The sequence below is a fragment of the uncultured Microbulbifer sp. genome, from assembly GCF_947504145.1.
Taxonomy (GTDB): domain Bacteria; phylum Pseudomonadota; class Gammaproteobacteria; order Pseudomonadales; family Cellvibrionaceae; genus Microbulbifer.
The window spans coordinates 222822-246933 of the sequence record NZ_CANNGQ010000005.1 but is presented as its reverse complement, the minus strand read 5'-3'; the positions used below and the strand labels follow the sequence as shown (position 1 = coordinate 246933).

General features: G+C 56.1%; 19 protein-coding genes. 9 read left to right on the top strand and 10 right to left on the bottom strand.

Annotated features, from left to right (window positions below; translation table 11 throughout):
• The first annotated feature begins 383 nt into the window (after window positions 1–383).
• Together chaB and Q1A74_RS16815 are read left to right on the top strand one after the other, a co-directional pair.
• Window positions 384–614: a putative cation transport regulator ChaB gene (gene chaB / locus Q1A74_RS16820; RefSeq protein WP_299599029.1), complete on the top strand. Its 231-nt coding sequence runs from the start codon at window positions 384–386 to the stop codon at window positions 612–614.
• A gap of 87 nt (window positions 615–701) precedes the next feature.
• Window positions 702–968: a glycine zipper domain-containing protein gene (locus Q1A74_RS16815; RefSeq protein WP_299599026.1), complete on the top strand. Its 267-nt coding sequence runs from the start codon at window positions 702–704 to the stop codon at window positions 966–968.
• A gap of 40 nt (window positions 969–1008) precedes the next feature.
• On the opposite strand, the gene Q1A74_RS16810 is transcribed toward Q1A74_RS16815, so the two are convergent.
• On the bottom strand, window positions 1009–1224 hold the full coding sequence (locus Q1A74_RS16810) for a DUF3820 family protein (protein WP_367275422.1): 216 nt from the start codon (window positions 1222–1224) through the stop codon (window positions 1009–1011).
• 208 nt (window positions 1225–1432) lie between these two features.
• Here Q1A74_RS16810 and Q1A74_RS16805 point away from each other — a divergent pair, with 208 nt between their 5' ends.
• The 3 genes from Q1A74_RS16805 (at window position 1433) to Q1A74_RS16795 (ending at window position 6161) form a co-directional block, all read left to right on the top strand.
• Entirely contained in the window at window positions 1433–3733 is a 2301-nt protein-coding gene (locus Q1A74_RS16805; protein WP_299599023.1) for a S46 family peptidase, read from the top strand.
• Window positions 3734–3908: 175 nt separating this feature from the next.
• Window positions 3909–5684 carry an IlvD/Edd family dehydratase gene (locus Q1A74_RS16800; protein WP_299599020.1) on the top strand — a complete coding sequence of 592 codons (1776 nt, stop codon included), beginning with the start codon at window positions 3909–3911 and terminating at the stop codon, window positions 5682–5684.
• A 279-nt stretch (window positions 5685–5963) separates the two neighbouring features.
• Window positions 5964–6161, top strand: a complete 198-nt coding sequence (locus Q1A74_RS16795) for a hypothetical protein (RefSeq protein ID WP_299599018.1) — start codon at window positions 5964–5966, stop codon at window positions 6159–6161.
• Window positions 6162–6264: 103 nt separating this feature from the next.
• Here Q1A74_RS16795 and Q1A74_RS16790 read toward each other — a convergent pair whose 3' ends face one another.
• Genes Q1A74_RS16790 through dcd form a run of 3 tightly spaced genes read right to left on the bottom strand, consistent with a single transcriptional unit; the run spans window position 6265 to window position 8247 of the window.
• A complete protein-coding gene (locus Q1A74_RS16790; RefSeq protein WP_299599015.1) occupies window positions 6265–6450 on the bottom strand; it encodes a hypothetical protein in 186 nt (61 codons plus the stop codon).
• Window positions 6451–6459: 9 nt separating this feature from the next.
• Entirely contained in the window at window positions 6460–7656 is a 1197-nt protein-coding gene (locus tag Q1A74_RS16785) for an NAD(P)/FAD-dependent oxidoreductase (protein WP_299599012.1), read from the bottom strand.
• Between the two features lie 21 nt (window positions 7657–7677).
• Window positions 7678–8247, bottom strand: coding sequence for a dCTP deaminase (dcd, locus tag Q1A74_RS16780; protein WP_299599009.1), 570 nt, complete (start codon window positions 8245–8247; stop codon window positions 7678–7680).
• A gap of 196 nt (window positions 8248–8443) precedes the next feature.
• On the opposite strand from dcd, the gene imuA reads away from it, so the two are divergent.
• Genes imuA through Q1A74_RS16765 form a run of 3 tightly spaced genes read left to right on the top strand, consistent with a single transcriptional unit; the run spans window position 8444 to window position 13862 of the window.
• Window positions 8444–9181, top strand: a complete 738-nt coding sequence (gene imuA / locus Q1A74_RS16775) for a translesion DNA synthesis-associated protein ImuA (RefSeq protein WP_299599006.1) — start codon at window positions 8444–8446, stop codon at window positions 9179–9181.
• Between the two features lie 41 nt (window positions 9182–9222).
• Complete coding sequence (locus Q1A74_RS16770; RefSeq protein WP_299599002.1) at window positions 9223–10728, top strand: DNA polymerase Y family protein; 1506 nt, start codon at window positions 9223–9225, stop codon at window positions 10726–10728.
• 32 nt (window positions 10729–10760) lie between these two features.
• Window positions 10761–13862, top strand: coding sequence for an error-prone DNA polymerase (locus Q1A74_RS16765; protein WP_299598999.1), 3102 nt, complete (start codon window positions 10761–10763; stop codon window positions 13860–13862).
• A gap of 23 nt (window positions 13863–13885) precedes the next feature.
• On the opposite strand, the gene Q1A74_RS16760 is transcribed toward Q1A74_RS16765, so the two are convergent.
• The 6 genes from Q1A74_RS16760 to arfB form a co-directional block, all read right to left on the bottom strand.
• The gene (locus Q1A74_RS16760) at window positions 13886–15085 is read right to left on the bottom strand and encodes a pyridoxal phosphate-dependent aminotransferase (RefSeq protein WP_299598996.1); all 1200 of its coding nucleotides are present in this window, start codon (window positions 15083–15085) and stop codon (window positions 13886–13888) included.
• Window positions 15082–16536: an amidase gene (locus Q1A74_RS16755; RefSeq protein WP_299598993.1), complete on the bottom strand. Its 1455-nt coding sequence runs from the start codon at window positions 16534–16536 to the stop codon at window positions 15082–15084. Before Q1A74_RS16755 ends, Q1A74_RS16760 begins: the two co-directional genes overlap by 4 nt.
• Before the next feature lie 145 nt (window positions 16537–16681).
• Window positions 16682–17551 carry a hypothetical protein gene (locus Q1A74_RS16750; protein ID WP_299598990.1) on the bottom strand — a complete coding sequence of 290 codons (870 nt, stop codon included), beginning with the start codon at window positions 17549–17551 and terminating at the stop codon, window positions 16682–16684.
• Window positions 17552–17679: 128 nt separating this feature from the next.
• Window positions 17680–20283, bottom strand: coding sequence for a TonB-dependent receptor (locus Q1A74_RS16745; RefSeq protein WP_299598987.1), 2604 nt, complete (start codon window positions 20281–20283; stop codon window positions 17680–17682).
• 173 nt (window positions 20284–20456) lie between these two features.
• A complete protein-coding gene (locus tag Q1A74_RS16740; RefSeq protein ID WP_299598984.1) occupies window positions 20457–21512 on the bottom strand; it encodes an Ldh family oxidoreductase in 1056 nt (351 codons plus the stop codon).
• Window positions 21513–21563: 51 nt separating this feature from the next.
• Window positions 21564–21980 (bottom strand): alternative ribosome rescue aminoacyl-tRNA hydrolase ArfB, encoded by a 417-nt coding sequence (arfB, locus tag Q1A74_RS16735; protein WP_299598981.1) that lies wholly within the window; start codon window positions 21978–21980, stop codon window positions 21564–21566.
• A gap of 112 nt (window positions 21981–22092) precedes the next feature.
• On the opposite strand from arfB, the gene Q1A74_RS16730 reads away from it, so the two are divergent.
• Complete coding sequence (locus tag Q1A74_RS16730) at window positions 22093–24087, top strand: choline BCCT transporter BetT (protein WP_299598979.1); 1995 nt, start codon at window positions 22093–22095, stop codon at window positions 24085–24087.
• Window positions 24088–24112 lie beyond the last annotated feature (25 nt).

Genomic DNA, 24112 nt, shown 5'->3' with positions numbered 1-24112 from the left:
ATAAGAAAAGCGGCCGATAAAATCGACCGCTTCGCCCCATTTTCCCAATCAAGCTGACTGAAACTTCCCGCTCTTTCACTCGCTGAAATCAATCAATTTCAGATCAGTGGTTACCCGCTGTGGGTCTATTTACGGTCATGTTCAGTCTCGGTTACGGACCGCTTCTTCTTGGCACTCCACCTCGTCTCGCGATGGGGGAGTCTTCCCGGGACTGTTACCAGTATAGGATCGCCCTACCCCTTCCCAAACTTTTTTCTCATGCCTTACCTCCACCTTTATCTCCCACCTTTTAGGTAGCCGCGCGGGGCGCCGCTGGCGTCATTACCGGTAGCTACAGGGCAATCCTACACTCGCCACAAACCCACCCCATGGGAGTACCTACCATGCCCTACGACAGCCGCTCTGATTTACCCAGCAATGTGAAAGGTGTACTGCCACCACACGCTCAGGATATTTACCAGTCGGCCTTCAATAGTGCCTGGGATCAATACGAGGATCCGGAAGACCGGAATGGCGACAAAAGCCGAGAGGAGATTTCCCACGCAGTAGCCTGGTCCGCGGTCAAAGAGCAGTACGAGAAAGGCGACGACGACCAGTGGCATAAAAAACACTGACCGAAGTTGAACAACAAAGGTGGGGAGCCGACCGGGCCCACCATACACTCCATCAGCGATATCCGAGCAAACGCGAACGGAGTTTTTATGCAGTTCCAGACAATCAAACGTGCCGGTTTGGCTTCCGCCCTGGCGCTCTCCCTGACAACCGCCGGCTGCGCCAACATGAGCGATACCGATCGCCGTGTGGGTACCGGCATTGGTATTGGCGCGGTAACCGGCGCCCTGATTTCCGGTAATCCTGGCGGTACTGCAGTAGGTGCTGCACTCGGTGGTGCCGGTGGTTGGCTGTATGACCGCAACCAGAAAAGGCACTACTACTATGACAGCCGTGGCCGCCGGGTTTACCGGTAAGCTTCAGGCGAACGTCACAACACAATGAGCCCTGCGGGGCTCATTGTTTTTTCAGTGGCTTTACCAGCCCCTCCAACCCTTCAATTTTAATTTCCAATGTCACCGCCATCAGATGCCCCAACCGCCCCTTGGGGAATTCCTTTTTGGCGAACCACAGCAGATACTCCTCCGGCAGATCAATCAGCACCCGGCCCGCGTACTTGCCAAATGGCATCTCGGTACGGGCTATATCCACCAGATCCTGCTTTTCCAACATCGCCTGTCCCCATCACTCAATTTATTTGCGCTGCAGATTCTACACTGGGAGAGACTTACCCCAGAGAGACATCCGCTGATCGCACACATCATTTTTGCGCCAGGGGTTCTGTGGCAGTATCGGCATTCCGGCCGCAATTGCGGCCGCTTATATTTTGACCAGCGGGAAGATCCCCGGGGCATGATTCTTTATAAATAGAGTTGAAGGAATGACTGTGAACAACATCAAGCTCACACATAAATTCGGGCTGGCACTTACCATTGCCCTGCTCACCGCCTGCGGCAAACCCGCGGACAAGACCGAATCCCAGGCAAGTGCAACCGATACCAGCACACCCGCAGCCGCAGCACAAACTGATACCGTCTCCACGGAAGGTATGTGGATGCCACGCCAGCTGCCAGAAATCGGCCAGAAGCTGGAAAGCCTGGGCCTGAAGCTGGACCCGAAAACCATGACGGATCTTACCCAGTTTCCGATGAATGCCGTGGTCAGCCTCGGCGGTTGCTCCGCTTCTTTCGTCTCCCCCCAGGGCCTGGTAGCCACCAACCACCACTGTGCCTACGGCTCGATTTCCTACAACTCCACCGAAGACAACGACCTGCTGGCCAACGGCTTCCTCGCCAAGACTCTGGACGAAGAGCTTCCCGCGGCCCCCGGTTCGCGCATTTATGTCACCGTCGATATGAATGAAGTCACCGACAAAATCAAAAGCAAGCTCAACGACGAGATGGACGGCGCCGCCCGTTTCAAAGCCATCGAAGATGCGGAAAAAGCACTGGTCGCCGACTGCGAATCCGACCCCGGCCACCGCTGTGAGGTCTACAGTTACTACGGTGGCGCCAGCTACTACCTGATCAAGCAGCTGGCCATTCGCGATGTCCGCCTGGTACACGCGCCGGCATCTTCCATCGGCAAGTTCGGTGGCGATATCGACAACTGGATGTGGCCGCGCCACACCGGCGACTACTCCTTCCTGCGCGCTTATGTGAGCCCGGACGGCAAGCCTGCCGACTTTTCCAAAGACAACGTACCCTACAAGCCCAAACACCATCTGAAAGTGGCCACCAAAGGTCCGCAGGAAGGTGACTTCGTTATGGTCTCCGGCTACCCCGGCCGCACCAACCGTTACCGCACCGCCGAAGAAGTGAGCAACAACTTCACCTGGTACTACCCCACCATGCAAAAAGTATTGGCGGAATGGTCCGAGGTGATCGGCAGCGCTACCGAGAACAACAAAGACGCCGCACTGAAATACGCAAGCCAGATTGCCGGCCTGAACAACTACGCGAAGAACTTTACCGGCATGATGGAAGGCTACGACCGCAGCGACCTCTTGCAGCGCAAACAACAGCTGGAGAAAAGCCTGCAGGCCTGGATTGAAGCCAACCCGGAAGCCAGTAAAAAGTACGCCTCGGTCATTAGCGATCTACAAAAGCTGATTACCGAGCAGCAATCTACTCAGGAGCGCGACCTGCTGCTGGGCTATATGAACCGCTCTTCCATGCTGAGTGCCGCCCAGCGCCTTTACCGCCTGAGCCTGGAAAAACAGAAACCAGACATGGAACGCGAGCCCGGCTACCAGGACCGCGACATGACCCGTTTCAGCGAAAGCATGAAGCGCATCGAGCGCAACTTCGAGCCGACGGTTGACCAGGCCGTGTGGACTTACTTTATTGAGCGCTACAACGCCCTGCCGCAAGACAAGCACCTGGAGAGCTTCGACAACATCTTTGACGGTGCACTGAGCGGCGAAGCACTTCAGCAAAAACTGGATGCGATGTATGAAAACACCGGCCTCACCGAAACGGAAAACCGTCTCGCATGGATGGAGAAATCCCCGGAGGACTTCCGCAACAGCGACGATCCGTTTATCCAGCTGGCAGTAGCCACCTACGACGACCGCCTGGCCATCGAGCAGCATGATAAAACCGTCGCTGGCCAGTTTTCCGAACTGCGCCCGCAGTACATGGACCTGCTGATTGCCTACTACCAAGAGCAGGGCAAACCAGTTTACCCGGATGCCAACAGTTCCCTGCGCCTGACCTACGGCCTGGTCAAGGGCTACAAGCCACCCGCCGGCACTATCAAGGGCCCGGCCGATGGTAACGACGGCAATGACCGCTTTGTGCCCTTCACCACCTTGCGCGGTATCGAGGCAAAATACACCGGAAAAGACCCCTTTGATGCACCGCAGGCCCTGCTGGATGCCATTAAAAATGAAGACTATGGTCGCTTTTACGACAAGGAACTTAACTCGGTCCCGGTAAACTTCCTCACCACCGTCGACATTACCGGTGGTAACTCAGGCTCCGCCACCATGAACGACAAGGGCGAATTTATCGGCCTGGTGTTTGACGGCACCTACGACAGTATCAATGCAGACTGGGACTTCAACGACAACACCAGAGCCATCCATGTGGATGTGGCCTATATGTTGTGGGTGATGGAGAAGGTGGACCACGCGGATAATCTTCTGGAAGAAATGGGGGTTGCCGCGCCCAAACAGTAAGCAACCTACTCGACAATACACAAGCCGGCATTTATTGCCGGCTTTTTTTTGCGGTATCGTTAGCTTCGCACCTCACAGCGCCACCATCTCATACCGATACGGGCAGGGAGCAATAAGACCTGTATGAAACGTCTTATGCTAAACGCACCTTCTGGACTCAGCGAGCAAAGCCATTATGGGTAAAAAGCCACACCAACTCCGCAGCCGCCTCTGGTTCAATGATCCCCGAGAACCCGGAATGACCGCGCTCTACCTGGAGCGCTACCTCAATTACGGCCTGACCCTGGAAGAACTGCAGTCCGATCGTCCCATCATCGGCATCGCACAGACCGGCTCCGATCTGGTGCCGTGCAACCGCATCCATATGCAACTGGCGGAACGGGTCAAACAGGGTATCCGCGACGGAGGCGGCATTCCGCTGGAATTCCCCGTCCACCCGATTCAGGAAACCGGTCGCCGGCCCACCGCGGCGCTGGACCGCAACCTGCAGTGCCTGTCATTGATCGAGGTACTGCACGGTTATCCGTTGGATGGGGTCGTGCTCACCACGGGCTGTGATAAAACCACACCGGCGCTGCTGATGGGTGCCGCCAGTGTCAACCTGCCGGCCATTGCCCTGTCCGGTGGCCCCATGCTGAACGGCGACTACCTCGGCCGTTGTGTGGGTTCTGGCAGCGTGATCTGGGAAGCACGCAAGCAGCTGGCCAGTGGCGAAATCGACACCGAAGAATTCATGCAACTGGCTGCAAGCTCAGCCCCGTCCGCCGGTCACTGCAATACCATGGGCACCGCGCTGACCATGAACTGCCTCGCGGAAGCGCTGGGTATGATGCTGCCCGGCGGTGCCTCAATTCCCGCGCCCTATCGCGAGCGCGCGCAGATGGCCTACCGCACCGGCCGGCGCGCAGTAGAAATAGTCTGGGAAGACCTGACACCGGAAAAGGTGCTCACTCGCGAGGCCTTCGAGAATGCCATCGCCGTGTGTTCGGCCATTGGAGGCTCCACCAATGCGCCCATTCATATCAACGCCATCGCCGCACACGCTGGTGTCAGCATCACCCTCGATGACTGGCAGCGCTGCGGTCAGAAGGTGCCACAACTGGCCAACTGCCAGCCGGTGGGTGAATATCTGGCGGAAGAATTTCATCGTGCCGGCGGCCTACCAGCACTTATGGGGCAACTTATCCAGGGCGGTTTTCTGCGCACAGATGCACAGACCGTCAGTGGTAGCAGTACCGGTGAGAATTGTCGCAATGTAAAAATTTTCCGCCCGGAAGTTATCCGCCCGATCGAAGCCCCCGTTACCGCAGAAGCCGGTCTGATGGTACTGTCGGGCAACCTGTTCGATTCCGCGGTTATGAAAATTTCTGCCATTACAGAACCGTTCCGCAAACGCTACCTCAGCAACGCCCAAACACCCAATGTGATGATTGGACGCGCCGTGGTTTTCGATGGCCCTGAACACTATCATGCGGAAATCGACAACCCGGCGCTGGGTATTGATGAAGAATCCATTCTGGTCATGCGTGGTGCTGGGCCCAAAGGCTATCCAGGCTCTGCAGAAGTCACCAACATGCAGCCACCCGCCGCACTGTTGGCCCGAGGAGTACAGTCATTGCCGACAATAGGGGATGGACGCCAGAGCGGTACATCCGGCTCCCCATCCATTCTCAATGCCTCCCCTGAAGCAGCCGACGGCGGCGGCCTGGCCTGGCTGTGTACCGGTGACCGCATTTGCATCGACCTGAACAATCGCACAGTGAATGCGCTCGTCACCGATGAAGAGTGGCGGAAGCGCAAACAGGAAATGCAGTTCACGCCTGTAGAGAGCCAGACATGGTGGCAAGCGCTGTACCGACGGGAAGTATCTAATCTCGACAGTGGTGCGGTATTCGATTCCATGACGGACTACCACAACATCATCGCCAAGACACCGCGCCACTCCCATTGATACCCCAGCCTCAAGATCTACAAAAAAAACCGGCTTATGCCGGTTTTTTTCATTCAACAACCCGTTCGGTCAACGCTCTTCAACAGCGATGCACCGGGAAAGCTGGTCGAATAAAAAGAGTATTTGGCGACAAATCTCAAATAACAAAAAATTTTTCTAAAAATGAAACAAATATCCTGTTTTATAGTCGCAGAAAAAGTCGACCATGCGATTTGACAGTCGCCATCGAATGGCCGCAACATGAAACGTTCAATATCATTGAGAACTGGGAGTCACCATATGGATATTTTGAAAAAACTGAGTATTGTCGCGTTTACAGTACTATTCGCACTGGGTATGGCCGCTTGTGAAAAGCAGTCCGGTGCCGAAGAAGCAGGCGAAAAAGTTGACGACACTGTCACAGAAATGGGCAATGCGGTCGAAGATGCCTGTGAAGATGTGAAAGAAAAAGCCGGTGCAGAAGACCAGGATTGCTAATGCTCTGATCTGTGGCGCCGGGCATGAGATACTGCATGCCCGGGGTTTCCTGTACCGATTACAGGCGAAGGATTAAGGAGAGAAGACTCGAGAGAACTGCAAGTCAGAGCAGCTTGGTTTTGGTTTTTCCACAGCGTTGGCAGCGGTACTCGGTAACCAACTTCCCCTGCTTGACATCAAACTTGCGCTCGGTGACCACTACCCACTTGTGGAAGCCATCGCGACACAGGCTTTTCCCTTTGTGCTTTTCCCACGCCGTTTTCTTCTTGAATGGCAGTACATCACCCATACTCTTCCCTCACACTTCTGTGCCGGCCGCGTGCGCGGAAGCCCAGGCCCACTGAAAATTAAACCCACCGAGCCAGCCGGTCACATCAAGCACCTCACCGATAAAATACAGGCCGGGCTGCTTCTGGCTTTCCATACTGCGCGACGATATCTCGTTCGTATCCACCCCACCCAGAGTGACCTCCGCGGTGCGATAACCTTCAGTGCCTTCCGGGGTTAATGTCCAGGTCTGCAATTTGCTTCCCAGTTCCCGCAGCGCACTTTCGTGGTACTGCTTCAGCGGTTTGCTCTCCAGCCCGTTTAGCTGCAGGAAAAACTGCACCAACTTTTTGCTCCAGAGCTCAGCCAGTACCGTGCGCAGGTGGCTTTCGGGTTTATGAACTTTCTGCTCGGTCAGCCACTCGCCAAGATCCAACCCCGGGGTGAGATCAAACGCAACTGCGTCCCCTTCCCGCCAGTGACTGGAGATCTGCAACACCGCTGGCCCACTCAACCCCTTGTGGGTAAACAGCATCTGCTCGTGAAAACTGCCCTCACCGCAATCCGCCGTCACCGCCAGAGAAGTGCCGGGTAGTTCGGCCTGCCGTTTCAGTGCGCGCTTGTTGAGTGTAAATGGCACCAGCGCCGCACGGGTGGGAATAAGGTTGTGGCCGAACTGGCGGGCAATGTCATAACCAAACCCTGTCGCACCCATGGTGGGAATCGACAGGCCACCGGTGGCAATCACCAGAGATTCACAGACCACCTTGCCGAGTGAGGTGTGCACCTCAAAACCCTTAGGTTGCAGAGGCTCTATGCGCTGGATATCGCAGCGAGTGCGGATTTGGGCTTTCGCGGTGCGGCACTCCGCAAGCAGCAGGTCGACAATATCCCGGGACTTGTTATCACAGAACAGCTGCCCGAGAGTTTTCTCGTGGTAAGGAATTCCGTGCTTCTCTACGAGGGCGATAAAGTCCCACTGCGTGTAGCGGGCCAGGGCGGATTTACAGAAATGCGGGTTTTCGCTGTAGAAGTTGTCCGGCGCCGTGTACAGATTGGTGAAATTGCAGCGGCCGCCGCCGGACATCAGAATTTTCTTGCCAACCTTGTTGGCGTGGTCCAGCACCAGCGCGCTGCGGCCACGCTTTCCCGCCACCGCCGCGCACATCAGGCCGGCGGCGCCGGCGCCGATGATCAACACATCGGCCTGGGTGGGAAAGTCGGTCATAGGTAACTGTCAGGTAGGTTATCAGGTCTTCGGCAAGGTCACGCCGCGCTGGCCCTGATACTTACCGCCGCGGTCCTTGTAAGACACATCGCAGATTTCATCGGACTCAAAGAACAACATCTGTGCGATGCCTTCATTCGCGTAGATCTTTGCCGGCAGGTTGGTGGTATTGGAGAATTCCAGGGTCACATGGCCTTCCCACTCCGGCTCCAGCGGGGTCACATTCACGATGATACCGCAGCGGGCGTAGGTGGATTTGCCCAGGCAGATGGTCAGTACCGAGCGCGGGATACGAAAGTATTCAACCGTGCGCGCGAGGGCAAACGAGTTGGGCGGAATCACACAGTAGTCGCCAGTCACATCCACAAAGCTGTCTTCATCGAACGCCTTGGGATCTACGGTAGCGGAGTGCACATTGGTGAAGATCTTGAACTCATTGGCGCAACGCACATCGTAGCCGTAGCTGGAGGTGCCGTAGGAGATCAACCGGTCACCGGATACACCGTGACGAACCTGCCCCGGCTCGAAGGGCTCGATCATGCCCTCATTCTCTGCCATACGGCGAATCCACTTATCGGATTTGATGCTCACCCTGCCCCCTTGTCTGCTCAATTCTGGCGCTCATTTAAAGAGGCCGAATCATAGCGGGTTTGACCTGCTCAAAAAAGTGTCAATGAATTTGGTACGGGCTTGCCGGTACTGGATGACTACTGTATAAATTACCAGTAGACACTGTATACGCATACAGCAAAACCCTGCCAGACCACCCGTGCGGAGCAAGACAATCGTGAACAGCGCTGAAAACTTTTTACAAAACAAGCAGTTAGGTAAACAAGCCAGCAGCGAGCCCGCACAGCCTGGGCCAATACAGTCGCAACCGCTGCAGCAATTGCTGACACGGCCAGATATCTGGCAACTGGCCAGTGGCCAGCGTCGCCCCCGCACCGGGGTCAGTACCGGTTACCGCGGGCTGGATGCTCTGCTGACCAGTCACGGCTGGCCCCGCGCGGCCACCACGGAGTTGTTGATCGATAAGGCCGGTATCGGCGAGATGTCATTGATCATCCCCACACTGGCAGAACTGACCCGCCAGGGACGCATGGTGATTCTGGTCAACCCACCGCACATTCCCTACGCCCCGGCATTGGCACAGGCCGGTGTGCAACTGGAGAAACTACTGATTCTGCACCCCCGGGGCCAACGGGATCAGCTGTGGGCTGCGGAGCAGTCCCTGCAGTCCGGAGCCTGTGGCGCGCTGATCCAGTGGCAGGGCAAGGAGACTCCGGCCGACAAGGAGCTGCGCCGCCTGCAACTGGCCGCCCGCGATGGCGACTGCCTGCACTTCCACTTCCGCCCCGGCTCCTGCGCGCAAGCCCCATCCCCGGCAGCGCTGCGCTTACAGCTGCAGAGCGATGGCGAGCAGCTGGCACTGCACCTGTTAAAGCAACTGAGTGGCAAATCTGGCCAGCGCCTGCACTTGGCGCGCAACCCGAACCTGGTACGCCGGGATCAACCACTCCACTGACTCTGGAGAGAATGGAGAAGACGGCACAGCGAGGAAAAACGATGCTCTGGCTCTGTATTCAACTACCCAAACTGCCCCTGGAAGCGCTGACCCGCGCCCACCGCGCCGGTGACCAGGCGGCCCTGGCCGTGGTCCAGAGCAGCCTGGTCATTGAAGCCAACCGAACGGCAAATACCCACAACGTAGAACCCGGGCTCAGTATCGCCACCGCCTGCGCTTACTGCACAGAACTGCAATTGCTGGAACGGGACCCGGAGCGGGAAGAACAGCTGCTTCAGCAACTGGCCCAGTGGGCCTACAGTTTTACCCCGGTGGTATCCCCGCGCAGCGCCGAGAGTGCACAGAACCAGGCAGACAGTAACTGCGCCTGCCTGTACCTGGAAATCAGCGGTAGCCTCAAGGCCCACCACGGCCTCGGCCCCCTGCTGCAACAGCTGGGCAAGGAGCTGCACAAGATGCGCATCAGCCACTCTATCGGGCTGGGCCACAGCCCCTCCGCCGCGCACCTGCTCAGCCAGTTGCCAGAGCACCGGCAGTGGCTGGCGGAAACCAAAACTGCTCCCACGCCCCAGCAGTGGCGGCAGTGGATCAGCTTCGCTCCCAGTAAACTAATGGACTGCAGCCACAACGCCATCACAAAGTTATATGCCTGCGGCATCAAACGCGTCAGCCAGTTGCTGGCGATTCCGCTGTCGGAAGTGGGCGCCCGCTTCGGACGCAGCTTTATCGACTATCTTGCCCGCCTGAACGGCACCCGCCCGGACCCGGTACCCAGTTACGAGCCACCTGCGGAATTTCACTGCGAACTGTTTTTCCCAAGCCCACTGGATAACAGCGAACAACTGCTGTTCCCCGCCGGGCGCCTGGTGCGCGAGCTGTGCCGACAGTTACAGCGCCGTCAACTGTATAGCCAACGGCTGTGCTGGGTGCTCGATTACGGCAGCCGTGGCAACCGGGAAGTGAACGTGGACATTTCCCGTCCATTACTGGATCCACAGCGTTTGATCGCGCTGACAAAACTGCAATTTGAACGCGTAGAACTGAAAGAGCCGGTGCAGGCACTCACCCTCAAGTGCCAACAGTTACAGCCCATTGAAAGTCATAACCTGCGGGAAGATTTTTTTGATGAGGGCAACAAGCAACATGAGAGCTATCAGCTGATCGACAAACTCAAAGCCCGGCTGGGACATCAGGCGCTCTCTGGCGTCACCCTTACAGAAAGCTACCTGCCGGAACAGGCCTGGCAAAATGCCGATAGCCTGACCCTGCAGAGCAAGGCCCGCAAGCACCAGCTCACCCCGGTTAACGCCACCCGCCCCAACTGGCTGCTACCGAGGCCAACCCCACTACAACAGCGCGACCACAAGCTGTTTTACGACGGCGAACTACAGCTGTTGCAGGGCCCGGAGCGCATCGACGGTTACTGGTGGCAACACCACCGCCACGCCCGCGATTACTACATCGCCCGCGGCGGCCAGGGCAGCCTCTACTGGGTGTACCAGGACCTCACATCGGAAACCTGGTTTCTGCATGGCGTTTACTCCTGAACTCAGCTTTACCCAACCCCCACACAACCAGCATGCAGTACGCAGAACTTTTCTGTCAGAGTAATTTTTCATTTCTGCAGGGGGCCTCGCACCCGCAGGAGTTGATCGCGACAGCCCACCAGCTCGGCTACCGCGCACTCGCTATTACCGATGAATGCTCCATGGCAGGTGTGGTGCGGGCACATGCGGAATTGGAAACGCTCAGCGCCCAAGGTAGTCCGTTGCAGCTGATCTGTGGCAGTTTCTTTCGCTTGAAGGAAGACAAGCAGGAACTGGTTTTACTGGCCCCAGACAAAAACGCCTATAGCGAAATTTGTGAATTGATTTCCATCGCCCGGCGGCGCACGGAAAAAGGCCAGTACCAGGTATTCCTTCAAGACATATTCCGGCTCTGCCAACACGCACTGTGCCTGTGGCTACCGGGCAGCACACCGTTGAAACTGCCCGCAGAGCTGAAACAACATTTTGCTGAGCGGCTCTACATTGCTCTGAACCTCCGCCTGCTACCCGGTGAAAACCTGCAACTGCGGAATTTACTGGCCTTTGCCGAGGCTCAGCAGCTTCCGGTGGTGGCCACCAATGCGGTACTGATGCACAGCCGTAGCCGCAAACCATTGCAGGATGTACTGAATGCGAATTACCACAACTGTACACTGGATCAGCTGGGTTACAGGCTTGAACAGAATGCAGAGCGTTATTTGCGCACGCTGCCTGAAATCGCTGCGCTTTACCCCCGCAGCGCAATAGACAACACGCTCAACATCACCAACCGCTGTACCTTCAGCCTGAAGGAACTGCAATACCAGTACCCTTCCGAAGCACTCGCGCCCGGCAAAAGCGCCAGCAACTACCTGCGTGAGCTGGTGAAAACCGGCACCGACCTGCGCTGGCCAAACGGCGCAGAACAGCATATTCGTGCGCAGATCGAATACGAGCTGGCGCTGATTGCCGAGCTGAAATACGAGCACTACTTTCTTACCATTTACGACATCGTACAGTTTGCCCGCAGCCAGCATATTCTCTATCAGGGCCGCGGCTCAGCCGCCAACTCCGTGGTGTGCTACTGCCTGTTCATTACCGAAATCGACCCGCATAAAATCGGCCTGCTGTTTGAACGCTTTATTTCCCGCGAGCGCAATGAGCCACCGGATATCGATGTGGATTTCGAGCACGAACGGCGCGAAGAAATCATCCAGTACATCTACCGGAAATACGGCCGCGAGCGGGCCGGACTGGCCGCAACCAAAATAACCTACCGGTTCAAAAGCGCCTTGCGGGATATAGGAAAGGCTCTGGGCCTGGGGGCTGCCACCATCGAGAGGGTTCAGGCCGGGCGTGCCTGGTGGGATACGCTGGACGATTTTCCACAACAAATGCAGAAGGCAGGTATCCCCCCCAACAGCAATGTCGGAAAAATGCTGCCAGTACTGCTGCAGCAGATCTACGGCTTTCCCCGACACCTTTCACAGCATGTGGGAGGGTTTGTCATTACCGAACAACGCCTCAGCCAACTGGTGCCTATCGAAAATGCGGCCATGGAAAACCGCACCATTGTGCAGTGGGACAAGGAGGATATCGAAGACCTGAAATTGATGAAGGTGGATATCCTGGCACTCGGAATGCTCACCGCATTGCGCAAGTCTCTCACCTATATCGCGCTCTACGGACGCAGGATAGGCCTCCGGGAAATCCCCGCGGACGACCCCGACGTGTACAACATGATCTGCAGGGCTGACACCGTCGGTGTCTTTCAGATCGAGTCCCGCGCACAGATGAGCATGCTGCCGCGCCTGCAGCCAAGAACCTTTTATGAACTGGTGATAGAAATTGCCATCGTGCGCCCCGGGCCGATTCAGGGCGGTATGGTGCACCCTTATCTGCGCCGCAAACAGAAACTCGAACCGGTCACCTACCCGCACGAAAACTTACGCCCGGTACTGGAGCGCACTCTGGGCGTCCCTATTTTTCAGGAGCAGGTAATCAAGCTCTCCATGGTAGCTGCGGGCTTTAGCGGCGGTGAGGCCGATGCCCTCAGGCGCGCCATGGCCAGCTGGGGCAAAAACGGCAATCTGATTCAGTTTCGGGAAAAACTGATCAATGGGATGCTCAAAAATGGTTACCAGCGCAACCTGGCAGAACAGCTGTTCGAGCAGATGAAAGGGTTTGGCTCCTACGGTTTCCCCGAATCCCACTCCGCAAGCTTTGGCCTGCTCGCGTATTTTTCGGCCTGGATCAAACACCATCACCCGGCGGCATTTTACTGCGGATTGCTGAACAGCCAGCCGATGGGATTCTATGCACCTGCACAACTGGTCTATGACGCACAGCGCCACAACGTGACCGTGCTCCCGGTTGACGTGCAATACAGTCGCTGGGATCACCGATTGGAGTTACAGCGTAATGAAAGCGCTATGGCAACGCCTGAGGCAACTCCCCAGGCAGCAGAAATTCGCCTGGGATTAAGACTGATAAAAGGCGTCACCGCGGATACCGCAGAGGTCATTCTGGCTGAGAGTTCCCAGAAAACCTTCGACAGCCTGGCAGACTTTACCCAGCGGGTTGATATTTCCGCTGAACAGCGCGCACTGCTGGCGCACGCAAACAGCTTCTACAGCCTCAGCGCGGACCGTTATCAAAATACCTGGAATGCCTTGAGCCATCAGCTCGACAACGCAGCACAAGCCCCCCATCAGCCGGAGGTCAACCAGCAGGACAACACCTACTCCGACTACCGAAGTACCGGCTTGAGTCTCGGTGAACATCCCATTGCCCTGCTGCGCAAACAGATACGCTTTCGCAAACTGCCCAGGGCGCGGGACCTGAATGGTTTCAGTGATGGACAGCCGGTAAAAGTTCTCGGCCTCACCACCTGCCGGCAAAGACCCGGAAGTGCTGCCGGCGTCATATTTCTGACTCTGGAAGACGAAACCGGGGTGATCAATGTGGTGTTGTGGAAGCAGGTTCAGGAAAGGTACCGCTCGGAAATCATCAGCGGCAAGATCATGGTGATAGAGGGGAAATTGCAGATAAGCCGAACCACCCGCGGGTCACCCTACTCCGTAATTCACCTGATTGGTAAAAAAATCGAGTGCATCACCTGGAAAGAGATACAGCATGTGCGTAACTTCCACTAAACGTGCAGGTCAGGTTCGTCGGATCAGCCAAAATCCTGCTTCTCCATCCACGGAATAATCCGTTCAAATGCCCGCTCGATATTTTCGATGGAAGTGGCATAACTGAAGCGCAGTGCATTGCGGCTGCTCTCCCCGAAGGTATCGCCGGCAATGGTGCACACACCGGTTTCCCGCAGTAATCGCAGCGCCACATTATTACCATTCACACCTTCAGGCAGCGCGGGAAACATATAAAACGCACCTTCCGGCACATACCCTTCCAGAAAGGGCGTGCGGTCCACCAGTTCAACCAGGCGGTTACGGCGTTTTCTGTAAGTATCCACCACGTCCGATACAAAACTGCGATCGCCCTTGAGCGCGGCAACACCACCCCATTGGCAGGGTGTATTCGCTACCGTTGTGGTAAACATGTGATAGCGGCGTAGCTTGCGAATCGCCCCCTGGCTTGCGATCAGCCAGCCCACGCGCATGCCCGCCATGCTGAAGGTTTTGGAAAAGCTACTCATTACCATCACATGGTCCAGATCCGAGCAGCAGGACAAGACGCTGGCATAATCCCGATCGTCGTAGATCAGATGGTCGTACACCTCATCGCTGATTACGTATATTCCGCGGTACGCGGCCTCCTGCACAATCATTTCCACCGTTTCGCGCGGGTATACGGTACCGGTGGGATTACTAGGGGAGTTGAGAATAATCGCGTGCGTGTTGGTATCAATTGCGTCGATCACCTCCTGCGGATCCAGTTGGTGATTATTCTCCGCGCGAGTGGGAATATATTTCACTTCCCCGCCATTCATCCGAATCAAAGGCGCGTACAACATGAATGAGGGATCGGGCACGATAAATTCACGCCCGGGTGCAGACACCGCAGTAAGCGCCAGGTACACCGCTTCAGTGGCACCGGTAGTGATCAGAATATTCTCCGGGCTGATCTCACGCCCGGACCGCTCTCCGTAATATTCCGCCAGTGCATCCAGTAATTCAGGCAATCCCGCATCCATGGTGTAACCGGTCTGGCCGGCATTCAGCGCATCCACGGTCGCCTGTACCACATGGGGCGGCGTCGGCGCATCGGGCTGGCCGATGGACAGATGAATGACATCCTCCATCGAAGCGGCCATGTTAACCATCTTGCGAATCCCCGGCACAGGGATGGTCAGCAGTGCGGGATTCCAGACCGGATCTTCCGACTCGTAAAAATCAAAATCCACTCGACTCATGGATCTACTCCCGCAATGGCACTCTCATCCGAGCTTTCAAAAAAGAGCCTGGGGCGCTTGTCGGTCAGTGGTGCGGCAAGTTGATAGGCCTGGGCCGCACGCAATACCGCGCGATCATCAAAACGCGCCCCCACAAGCTGCAAACCGATAGGCAGCCCGGCGCTGTCGAATCCACAGGGGACAGAGATCGCCGGTTGCCCGGTCATATTGAAGGGGTAGGTAAATGGTGTCCACGAAGGCCAGCGAGTGCTGGGCCAGTCTTCCGGCACTTCGCGTCCGGCGGTAAACGCAGTGATCGGCAGTGTCGGAGTCAGCAGTAAGTCATATTTTTTGTGGAAATTGGCCATCCGCTCGCACAGCGCCGCGCGCTCATTAACCGCTTCCAGATAGTCCAACATGGAAAGTTGCGCGGCCTTCTCGGAAACTGCCACCAGCTGCGGGTCCATCAGCGTGCGCTGCTTTTTACCGATATTACGCAGGGCATTGGCAGCGCCACCGTAAAACAGGTGGCCAAATGCGGCTAGAGGATCGTCAAAACCCGGGGCCACCTCAGTCACTTCAGCACCAAGGGATTGCAGAAGCTTGGCCGCTACGCGCACACTTTCCTCTATTTCACGTTCCACTTGCACATAACCGAGGGTCGCACTAAACGCGATATGCACACCACGCAGCAGGTCCTGGGGCTCCCCTTCGAGTGCCGCGAGGTAATCGATATTCCGGCGCGGAATCGCATTGGTGTCCCGGCAATCCGCTTCGGCCAGAACGTTCATCAGCAAGGCGCAGTCTGGGACCGTCCAGGTCATGGGCCCAGCGTGGGCGAGGGTACCAAAGGGGCTCGCCGGCCAGTGCGGAACCTCACCAAAGCTCGGCTTCAGGCCAACCAGTCCACTAAAGCCCGCAGGGATACGAATGGAGCCACCAGCGTCAGTACCCAGTGCCAGGGGCCCCATGCCCAACGGCACAGCCGCCGCACTGCCACCACTGGAACCGCCGGCAGTTTTATCCGGGTTCCAGGGGTTGCGGGTCACACCGTCTACCGGGTTATCAGTGACTCCTTTCCAACCGAACTCAGGCGTAGTGGTTTTACCCAGAGGCACCGCGCCGTTGCGGTTCAGCGCTGCAACACTCGGCGCTTCCTTCCCCAGAGTGGATTTTGGATCGATGGTTTTGGAGCCCTTGATGGTGGGCCACTGGGGAGTAAGGAAGACATCCTTAATGGCAACGGGGACACCGTCCAGCAGGCCCTTGGGATTGCCCTGCTGATAGCGTTGTTCGGATTCACGCGCATAAGCGAGGGTGGTTTCCTCGTCTACAAGGTTGTAGGCATACACCACCGGGTTGCATCGGGCTATCTGCGCCAACATGGCCTGCGTGGCTTCCACCGGAGAAAATTGCTTGTCTTGGTAGCCCTTGAGCAACTCCAGTGCAGACAGTCGAATCAAGTCGTTCATCGGCGTTATTCTCCGGTTTGTGCCATCGACTAGGGATTTTTTGTGGTCTTTTTGTGACGCTACCCCCTAATGTAGACCTAATTGACGCCGTTTCGACAAAATACGCGTCGAACAACCCGCCCCGATTCCATCTACACCGCCACCGTTAATCCCGGTTGAATTGTCCCGCAGCGCGAATCCGGCTCATTACCGGCGATACTCGCCGCGCGGTGACTTCCGGCACTTCCATCCGGAAGACTTTTCGGTCCCGCTTGCGAATCCCCCAGAGTACGCGCTGTGCGCTGCTGCGATCCCAGGCAATGCCCTGTCCGTGGATCTCCGGTGCCATTACCGTCGCGACCCAGCGCAACTCTGAACCCTGTTCAGGAATTTGCATCACATAAATCTCTGGGTGGTCATGACCCGTAAGGTAGAGGTAGCCATCAGGCCCCCAGCTACCACCAGAATTGCTCATTGGCGCAATGCGTTCCAGTACGCCCCTGGGTAATGTCCAGCGCGCCAGCACACGGAATTGATCATCCATTTTGACCACCTGGGTCTTCTCGGTTGCCCCGTAAGACTCCTGTTGGCCTTTCTGTACCTTGTCGTAATTGCCGAAGGCACCCCACCAGAATCCTTGATAGCGGTCCAGCCAGGTAAATGATCCGAGCTCAATACCAAAACTATGGCTGGCCACATGCTCCATGGTTTCCGTATCCCAGACCTCTACAGAACTGGTCATGGGCCAATGGGGATAGTTGGAATGCGATGCGTAGAGTCTGCCCTGCCACACCGTGCCGCTATCCATATGTACCAATGGGCCCTCTTCACTGACCCCATCCCACTGCAATACCGGAGTACCATCCTCCTTGCGATGCTTGCTGATGCGGAAATTATTCACCGCATAAAAATACTGCGTATCAACCGCAATACCCTGCCGTGCGTCGAAGGTATCGAACGTATCCAGTGTTACCGCGCGAACCGGCTCCGCTGCGTTCAGGGGAAGCGCGGCGAAAATCCCGAGCACAAGGAACACCGTTGTTCCGATGCACCGTGTAAATGTATTGAGTAACCAATGTGTTGCTATTTTCATGCCAACTACCCACAAATCGAAAACATAAAAAAGCCCTCCGCAAAGAGGGCTCAGGCTTTGAAAGATAAAATTCAGAAGGCGTAAGTCGCGCCCAGGTAGTAAGTGGACCCTACGTACTCATATTCCGTATTCCAGCTTTCTTCCCCACCCTGAAATTCTGTAGTGGGCTCGTTGTTCAGGTTGTTGATATCCAGATAAACAGAAAGGCTATCCGTCGCCGCGTAAGACGCGCGGAAGTCCCAGCGGCCAAATTCACCCTGATCCACATCATCGGCCATATTATCCAGACTGTTCAGATCTGTGAGGAACGATGCGTTATAGTTGTAGGTCAGGCCGGCATAGAATCCGTAATTTTCAAAGAAGAGTGTCAGGCTTTGAATCTCTTCCGGCTGCCCTTCCAGCTTGCGGTTGATTCCCAGATTGCTATCGAAGAAGCTTGCATCGATACCGGTGTAGGAATAGCTGGCTCCCAGACCACTGAACGCGCCGGGAAGGTCAACAAACTGGTGTTGCACATTGAATTCGTAACCGGATATTTCCGCCGTATCCGCATTTTTTACGGTGCGTACTGTCAGCTCTTCCACACCGTAATCCGACCCCAGATAAACACCGCCATCAATTACCTGTTCGTCGTTTACGATGATGTTATCGATGTCTTTGCGGAACCAGGCCAACGAGACCACACTGGACTCGCTTGGGTACCACTCCATGGAAAGATCGTAGTTATCTGCCTCGTAAGGCAGCAGATCCGGGTTGCCGATGGAGAGCACCGCATCGCCATCGTCGTTGATTCCGAACTGGGAGCTGGCACTGATATCGGAATAGTTCGGGCGCCCAAGGCTGGTAGTGAAGGATGCCCGGGCGATCAGGTCATCACGGATCAAGTATTTGGCCACCAGCGAAGGGAGCAATACGTCACTATCACCCTCAACAGAGATGGTGGAGTAATTACCTTCCGCATCAAGCTGGGAAGCGCTGGAAGTCACGTCGGTCTGCTCATAGCGTAAACCGGCAATCACGTCCAGGCGGTCAAAACGTACAGTATTCATCACATACGCGGCCGATGTGGTTTCTTCCACAACGCGATCACTCGCCACCAAGGCTGCCGCATTGCCACTGTCTGCTTCAAACAGCTGCGGATTGTCAGCAAACAATCCGTTGAGCGCATCCAGATCGAACCAGAGGTTATCCCGATCCATACCGTCCACGTCATTTTGGAAGTGGCCGTCGGTCACGGGGTAACCACTCATGGTGTCCCGAACGACATCGTAACTGCGGTTATTGAAGTCGAACTGCTTCTCGTTGGCGGTCACCTTCACCCCGAACTTTACGCTGGAATCGGCACCGGCCATGCTGTAAAAGTGCTCCGCGTCAAAGCGCGCTGTCTGGATATCCTGCTCTGCGCGATCATTCTGATACCCCACTGAGTCGAATCGCAGGTTTTCTGCCAAATTGTGTACCGCACCACCGGGGTTAAATTCCACAACACCTTCACCGTTCAGGGTAAAGCTATCCGGCCCCATGACAACATCATCGTCCTGGCGGAAAGACCAGTCCGAGTTGGTTTCATGCAACTCACTGCGGCTCAGGTTTACGCCATAATCAAACTTCCAGGTATCGAGATCGGTATTGCCGACGAGACTAACGTTCGCCAGCGCTTTCTCAACATCTTCACGGCGCAGGTCTGCGCGAATATAGGTCGCACCTTCAGCCATGTGAACGGTGTCGCCATCAACACTCACAATTGAATCGGCATCCTGGTCAATGCCCTGACGGAAGCGATTTCGATGCTGAAATTCTTCAAAATTACTATAAAAACCCTGCGCAAGAATATCCGTGGTTTCATTGACACGATATTCGAGCCCACCGATCAAAGTGACCCGATCGCGACCAATCACGTAGTAATTGTTTTTGGTTTGTTCCGGGAAAAATAATCCGTCGACTTCCGCCCAGTCATCCTGATAGATTCCTTGCGCCAGGTACTCCCGCTCGGTGGAAGATGCACCGAGATTCCAGCCCAGTTTTTCGGAGATCTTTCCGGATACCGCAAGGTCAATATTTTGCGGGTTTTTGCCGCCGTAATAGGGATTATCCTGATCCGCTTCTTCCAACCCCATGCGCACGTTGGCCGTTGCGTTGAAGTCGTCTCCCTCCAGCGGGCGTTTGGTCACGATATTGATCGCGCCGCCGATGCCCTCCCCATCCATATCGGCGGTTTTCGCTTTGTATACTTCAACACGCTGCAACAGCTCCCCGCCCAGCAGGTCCAGTGGCATCGAGCGGCCGCTGCCATCTTTTTCCGGCGACCCGGTGACAAAACCATTCACATTTACCCGGTTCCAATCCGGTTTGATGCCACGAATGGAAGCGAAACGGCCCTCTCCCTTTTCGATCAGAATAGAAACACCCGGCAGGCGGTTCAGGGACTCCGCCGCGTTTTTATCGGGAAGCCGTCCCAGGTCATCGGTCGCCAACGCATCCATCACTACCGGCATATCCCGCTTGATATCCAGCGCGCGGGTCCGGGACAGACGCTGGCCGGTTACGGCGACCTCTTCCAGCGCGGACGATTCAGATGGAGATGCCGGCGCTTCCTGCGCATTGGCAACATTGGTACCGGCAAGGATTGCCAGTGCGAGCGTAGACAACGGAAAAGTTTGACGGAAAGACGCCATGTTTGCCCCCAGAGAGTGTGTCGATGAAAGGTCGACGGGGTCTCATGGCCCCGCCGTGTAGTTGGCAGCACCATACGGGGGTAAAATGACAGGGGCGTGCCAGTTACATGACGTATCGATGGCTAAAAAGTTACGGAATGCGGGTAGCAAATCTCATGTATTGAGAACAATTTTCAGCTCCCGAATTCGTCCGGCATCCGCACCGCATATTCCTGAGCCAGCGCTTTCAAGTCTTCCTCGATGGTCGGGTACAAGGACACTCCGTTGGCCATCTGATCGCGGCGCAAAGCCCAGGCGCGCTTGCCTGGTACCCGCGCAGGCGCACCATCGTCCGTTTCACAGGACTCCCACAGGTGAGTCAGCGCTGCGGTCTGTCGCCGGAAATTCTGCTCGCTGCCGAAGGCCTCGGGGTCAATGATCTGCAGAAATACGGAGTTGGCTTCGTCATCTTCCACCACAGAGTCCGCGCGGCCGTATCCACCGAGGCCCATAGACAAGACTTCCAGCATCGCAGACAGAGCCGCGCCTTTATAGCCGTGATCGGCGCCACCTACCGGCAGAATACTGCCGCCGTTGGCAAAAGCCGCGGGGTCGTCAGAAAGCTGGCCATCACGATCTTTCAGGTACTCTGCTGGCAATTTCTTACCTTCGCGCTCGGCGCGCGCCACGTAGCCGCCCGCTGTGACCGACATACTGATATCAAACAGTAACGGGTAATCCGCAGCGGGTGCACAGAAAGCGATGGGGTTAGCGGAGAACACCGGTGTTTTACAGCCTTGTGGCGACACGGTCTCTTCCGCCGGTGTCGAGCAGGTCAGAATCCCCACGCAATTGCGCTCGACAATCTTGGGCAGGTACGCGGCGAGGCATGCAATATGCTGGCTGCGGCGAATGGTCGCGGTCACCGCGCCCTGCTCGCTCACCCGTGCCAACGCCTGGTCGATGGCCTGATTGACAATCCAGGGACCGGGCAGAAAGTCCGCATCCCAGTTAAAGCAGTTCCCGCGATCCGACAACACGTTGGGTTCACCTTGCACGCGGGATGCACCGCTCTCAAGCCATTTGAGGTTACTGGCAACACGGTGCATCCCGTGGGTGGTAAAGCCCATCAGGTCCGCCTGCAGGAAGGTTTCCGCCATCACATCCGCACGTTCGCGGGCGAGGCCGGTGGAGGCAAATAAATCGCTGGCAAATTGCTTGAGGTCCTGGGCGCGGTAACGTGTGGACATCGGTACTCCTTTTCGATTGAGGACGGAGGTGGACAGTAAATAAGAAACGAGCTAGTGATCGGAAACTTTTCCGCGCAGGGATTTCACTTTCCCCCGGCGGGATTTGTGCTGTAAGCGGCGCTCTTTGGATCCCCGCGTGGGTTTGGTCGGAACCCGAGCTTTCGGCGGCTTAGCTACACTGGCAACCAGTTCCTGTAACCGCTCGAGCACATCTGCGCGGTTTTTTTCCTGTGTGCGGAACCTCTGCCCTTTTATTACAACAATACCGTCCGCGGTAATCCGCTGATCGCGCAGGCCTAGCAGGCGCTCTTTAACCACCGGGGGAAGACTGGATGCCTGCACATCAAAGCGCAAGTGGATCGCGGTGGATACCTTGTTGACATTCTGCCCCCCGGCGCCGCCGGATCGCATTGCATGCATCTCCACTTCTTCAAGGGAAATTTCGATACTTCTAGAAATTTTCAACATATCAAGAGGCAGCGTTATGAGCTGAGTTAATAAGACAAACTTTCGTCTATGCTATGAGCAAAAGGCGCAAAATTATACCACCAGCGAATGCGACATTCCGGGTACCCAGGCCATGGCTGACTCCACCAACGAAACCAACGAGCAACCGGCGCACTTCAATCCACCGGTATTCTACTCCGCGACGGCCGTGTTGCTCTTGATGGTCGCCTATGCGGTGCTCGCGCCCGACAATGCCACGTCCACGTTCAAAGCACTGCAAGCGTGGATTGTGTCGCACATGAGCTGGTACTACGTACTGACCGTTGCCATCATTCTCATCGGCACCATTGCCATCGCCATGTCACGGTTTGGTGAAATCAAAATGGGGCCGGAACACGCGGAACCAGATTACGATTTCACCTCCTGGTTTGCCATGCTGTTTTCCGCAGGCATGGGCATTGGCCTGCTATTTTTTGGTGTCGCCGAGCCGGTGATGCACTACCTCAATCCGCCAGTGGGCGAAACCGGTACGGTATTTGCCGCCCGTGAGGCCATGGTGATTACCTTTTTCCACTGGGGGTTTCACGCCTGGGCCATTTACGCCATTGTGGCGTTGATACTCGCATATTTCAGCTATCGACATAAACTGCCATTGACGCTGCGCTCCGCCCTCTACCCGATGATTGGCGAGCGTATCTACGGGCCCATTGGGCACGCCGTGGACGTATTTGCGATTGTCGGCACGGTATGTGGTGTGGCCACGACCCTGGGTTATGGAGTACTGCAGATCAATGCCGGGCTCAATCACCTGTTTGGTGTACCCGTCGGGCAGATGGTCCAGGTCATACTCATTATCGTAACCACCATTCTGGCAACGATTTCCGTGGTAATGGGCCTGGACGCAGGCATCAAACGCCTTTCCCAGCTCAACATGATCCTCGCCGCAGCATTGCTGATTATGGTGTTGATTCTGGGTAGCACTGTCTACCTGCTGCAAGCGTTTGTACAAAACTTTGGCAGCTACCTTTCAGAAATCGTCAGCAAAACATTCAATCTGTTTGCCTATAAACCCACCGACTGGCTCGGCGGCTGGACCATCCTCTACTGGGGCTGGTGGATGTCCTGGTCGCCCTTTGTCGGATTGTTTATCGCGCGTATTTCTCGCGGTAGAACCATCCGGGAATTTGTGATCGGCGCCATGCTTGTGCCCGCACTCGTCACCATGCTGTGGATGACGTTTTTTGGTAACTCTGCCATTCACATGATCCTGAACGAGGGACTGACGTCCCTTGCGGAAAGCGTCGCCAAGGATCAGTCCGTGGCCCTTTTCCAGTTTTTGGAGCAATTCCCCTTTTCCTCCGTATTTTCGTTTGTCGCCGTGATCATGGTGATTGTATTCTTCGTTACATCCGCCGATTCTGGCGCACTGGTCGTCAACATGCTCTCGTCTTACGGGAAAGATGAAACACCACTGTGGCAGCGAATTTTCTGGTGTGCGCTGATTGGCGTGGTGGCCATCGCGCTGCTATTGGCTGGGGGCCTTGGCTCATTGCAGACAGCGGTCATCGCCAGTGCACTGCCTTTCTCCGCCATATTGCTGATTTCCATGTACGGACTCATCAAAGCGCTGCGAACAGACTCCGTCAAACGTATCGCTCAGTCCGCCATCGTTGCACCAATCAGCGCCCGTAATCCCGTGGTATGGCAACGCCGCCTGAAAAATGCCCTGAAGCTGCCAACTCTGGCAGAAGTGCATGAATATATCCGCGATGTGGGGAAACCCGCGCTGGAAGAGTTCGCCGAGGAAATACGTAAAAACGGCTACGAAACCACCGTGACCGAAAAAGCCAATCAATGGGTACAGCTGACCATATGTCAGGGAGACGAAGCCGGATTCGTGTACGGCATTTACCCCAAAGCCACCCTGAAACCCGACGCAAGCCACCCAGAAAAAGAACTGGCTGACGACGTCGATGACGGCTCGCCCGACACCTATTTCCGTGCAGAAGTGCACCTGTACGAAGGCGGCCAGGACTACGACGTGATGGGCTGGACCAAGGATCAGCTACTCACCGACATGGTCTCGCAGTATGAGCGGCACCTGCAATTTCTGCACACTCTGCGATAGACTCAGCAAGCTACAGAAATTGCCG

Bases quoted from the DNA above. Each gene is read 5' to 3' on its own strand.
- Q1A74_RS16810 (WP_367275422.1), bottom strand. From the start codon at position 1,224: ATGTTGGAAAAGCAGGATCTGGTGGATATAGCCCGTACCGAGATGCCA.
- Q1A74_RS16770 (WP_299599002.1), top strand. From the start codon at position 9,223: ATGCTCTGGCTCTGTATTCAACTACCCAAACTGCCCCTGGAAGCGCTG.
- Q1A74_RS16805 (WP_299599023.1), top strand. From the start codon at position 1,433: ATGACTGTGAACAACATCAAGCTCACACATAAATTCGGGCTGGCACTT.
- chaB (WP_299599029.1), top strand. From the start codon at position 384: ATGCCCTACGACAGCCGCTCTGATTTACCCAGCAATGTGAAAGGTGTA.
- Q1A74_RS16755 (WP_299598993.1), bottom strand. From the start codon at position 16,536: ATGAACGACTTGATTCGACTGTCTGCACTGGAGTTGCTCAAGGGCTAC.
- Q1A74_RS16745 (WP_299598987.1), bottom strand. From the start codon at position 20,283: ATGGCGTCTTTCCGTCAAACTTTTCCGTTGTCTACGCTCGCACTGGCA.
- Q1A74_RS16760 (WP_299598996.1), bottom strand. From the start codon at position 15,085: ATGAGTCGAGTGGATTTTGATTTTTACGAGTCGGAAGATCCGGTCTGG.
- Q1A74_RS16790 (WP_299599015.1), bottom strand. From the start codon at position 6,450: ATGGGTGATGTACTGCCATTCAAGAAGAAAACGGCGTGGGAAAAGCAC.
- Q1A74_RS16815 (WP_299599026.1), top strand. From the start codon at position 702: ATGCAGTTCCAGACAATCAAACGTGCCGGTTTGGCTTCCGCCCTGGCG.
- arfB (WP_299598981.1), bottom strand. From the start codon at position 21,980: ATGTTGAAAATTTCTAGAAGTATCGAAATTTCCCTTGAAGAAGTGGAG.
- Q1A74_RS16785 (WP_299599012.1), bottom strand. From the start codon at position 7,656: ATGACCGACTTTCCCACCCAGGCCGATGTGTTGATCATCGGCGCCGGC.
- Q1A74_RS16800 (WP_299599020.1), top strand. From the start codon at position 3,909: ATGGGTAAAAAGCCACACCAACTCCGCAGCCGCCTCTGGTTCAATGAT.
- Q1A74_RS16730 (WP_299598979.1), top strand. From the start codon at position 22,093: ATGGCTGACTCCACCAACGAAACCAACGAGCAACCGGCGCACTTCAAT.
- Q1A74_RS16740 (WP_299598984.1), bottom strand. From the start codon at position 21,512: ATGTCCACACGTTACCGCGCCCAGGACCTCAAGCAATTTGCCAGCGAT.
- Q1A74_RS16765 (WP_299598999.1), top strand. From the start codon at position 10,761: ATGCAGTACGCAGAACTTTTCTGTCAGAGTAATTTTTCATTTCTGCAG.
- Q1A74_RS16795 (WP_299599018.1), top strand. From the start codon at position 5,964: ATGGATATTTTGAAAAAACTGAGTATTGTCGCGTTTACAGTACTATTC.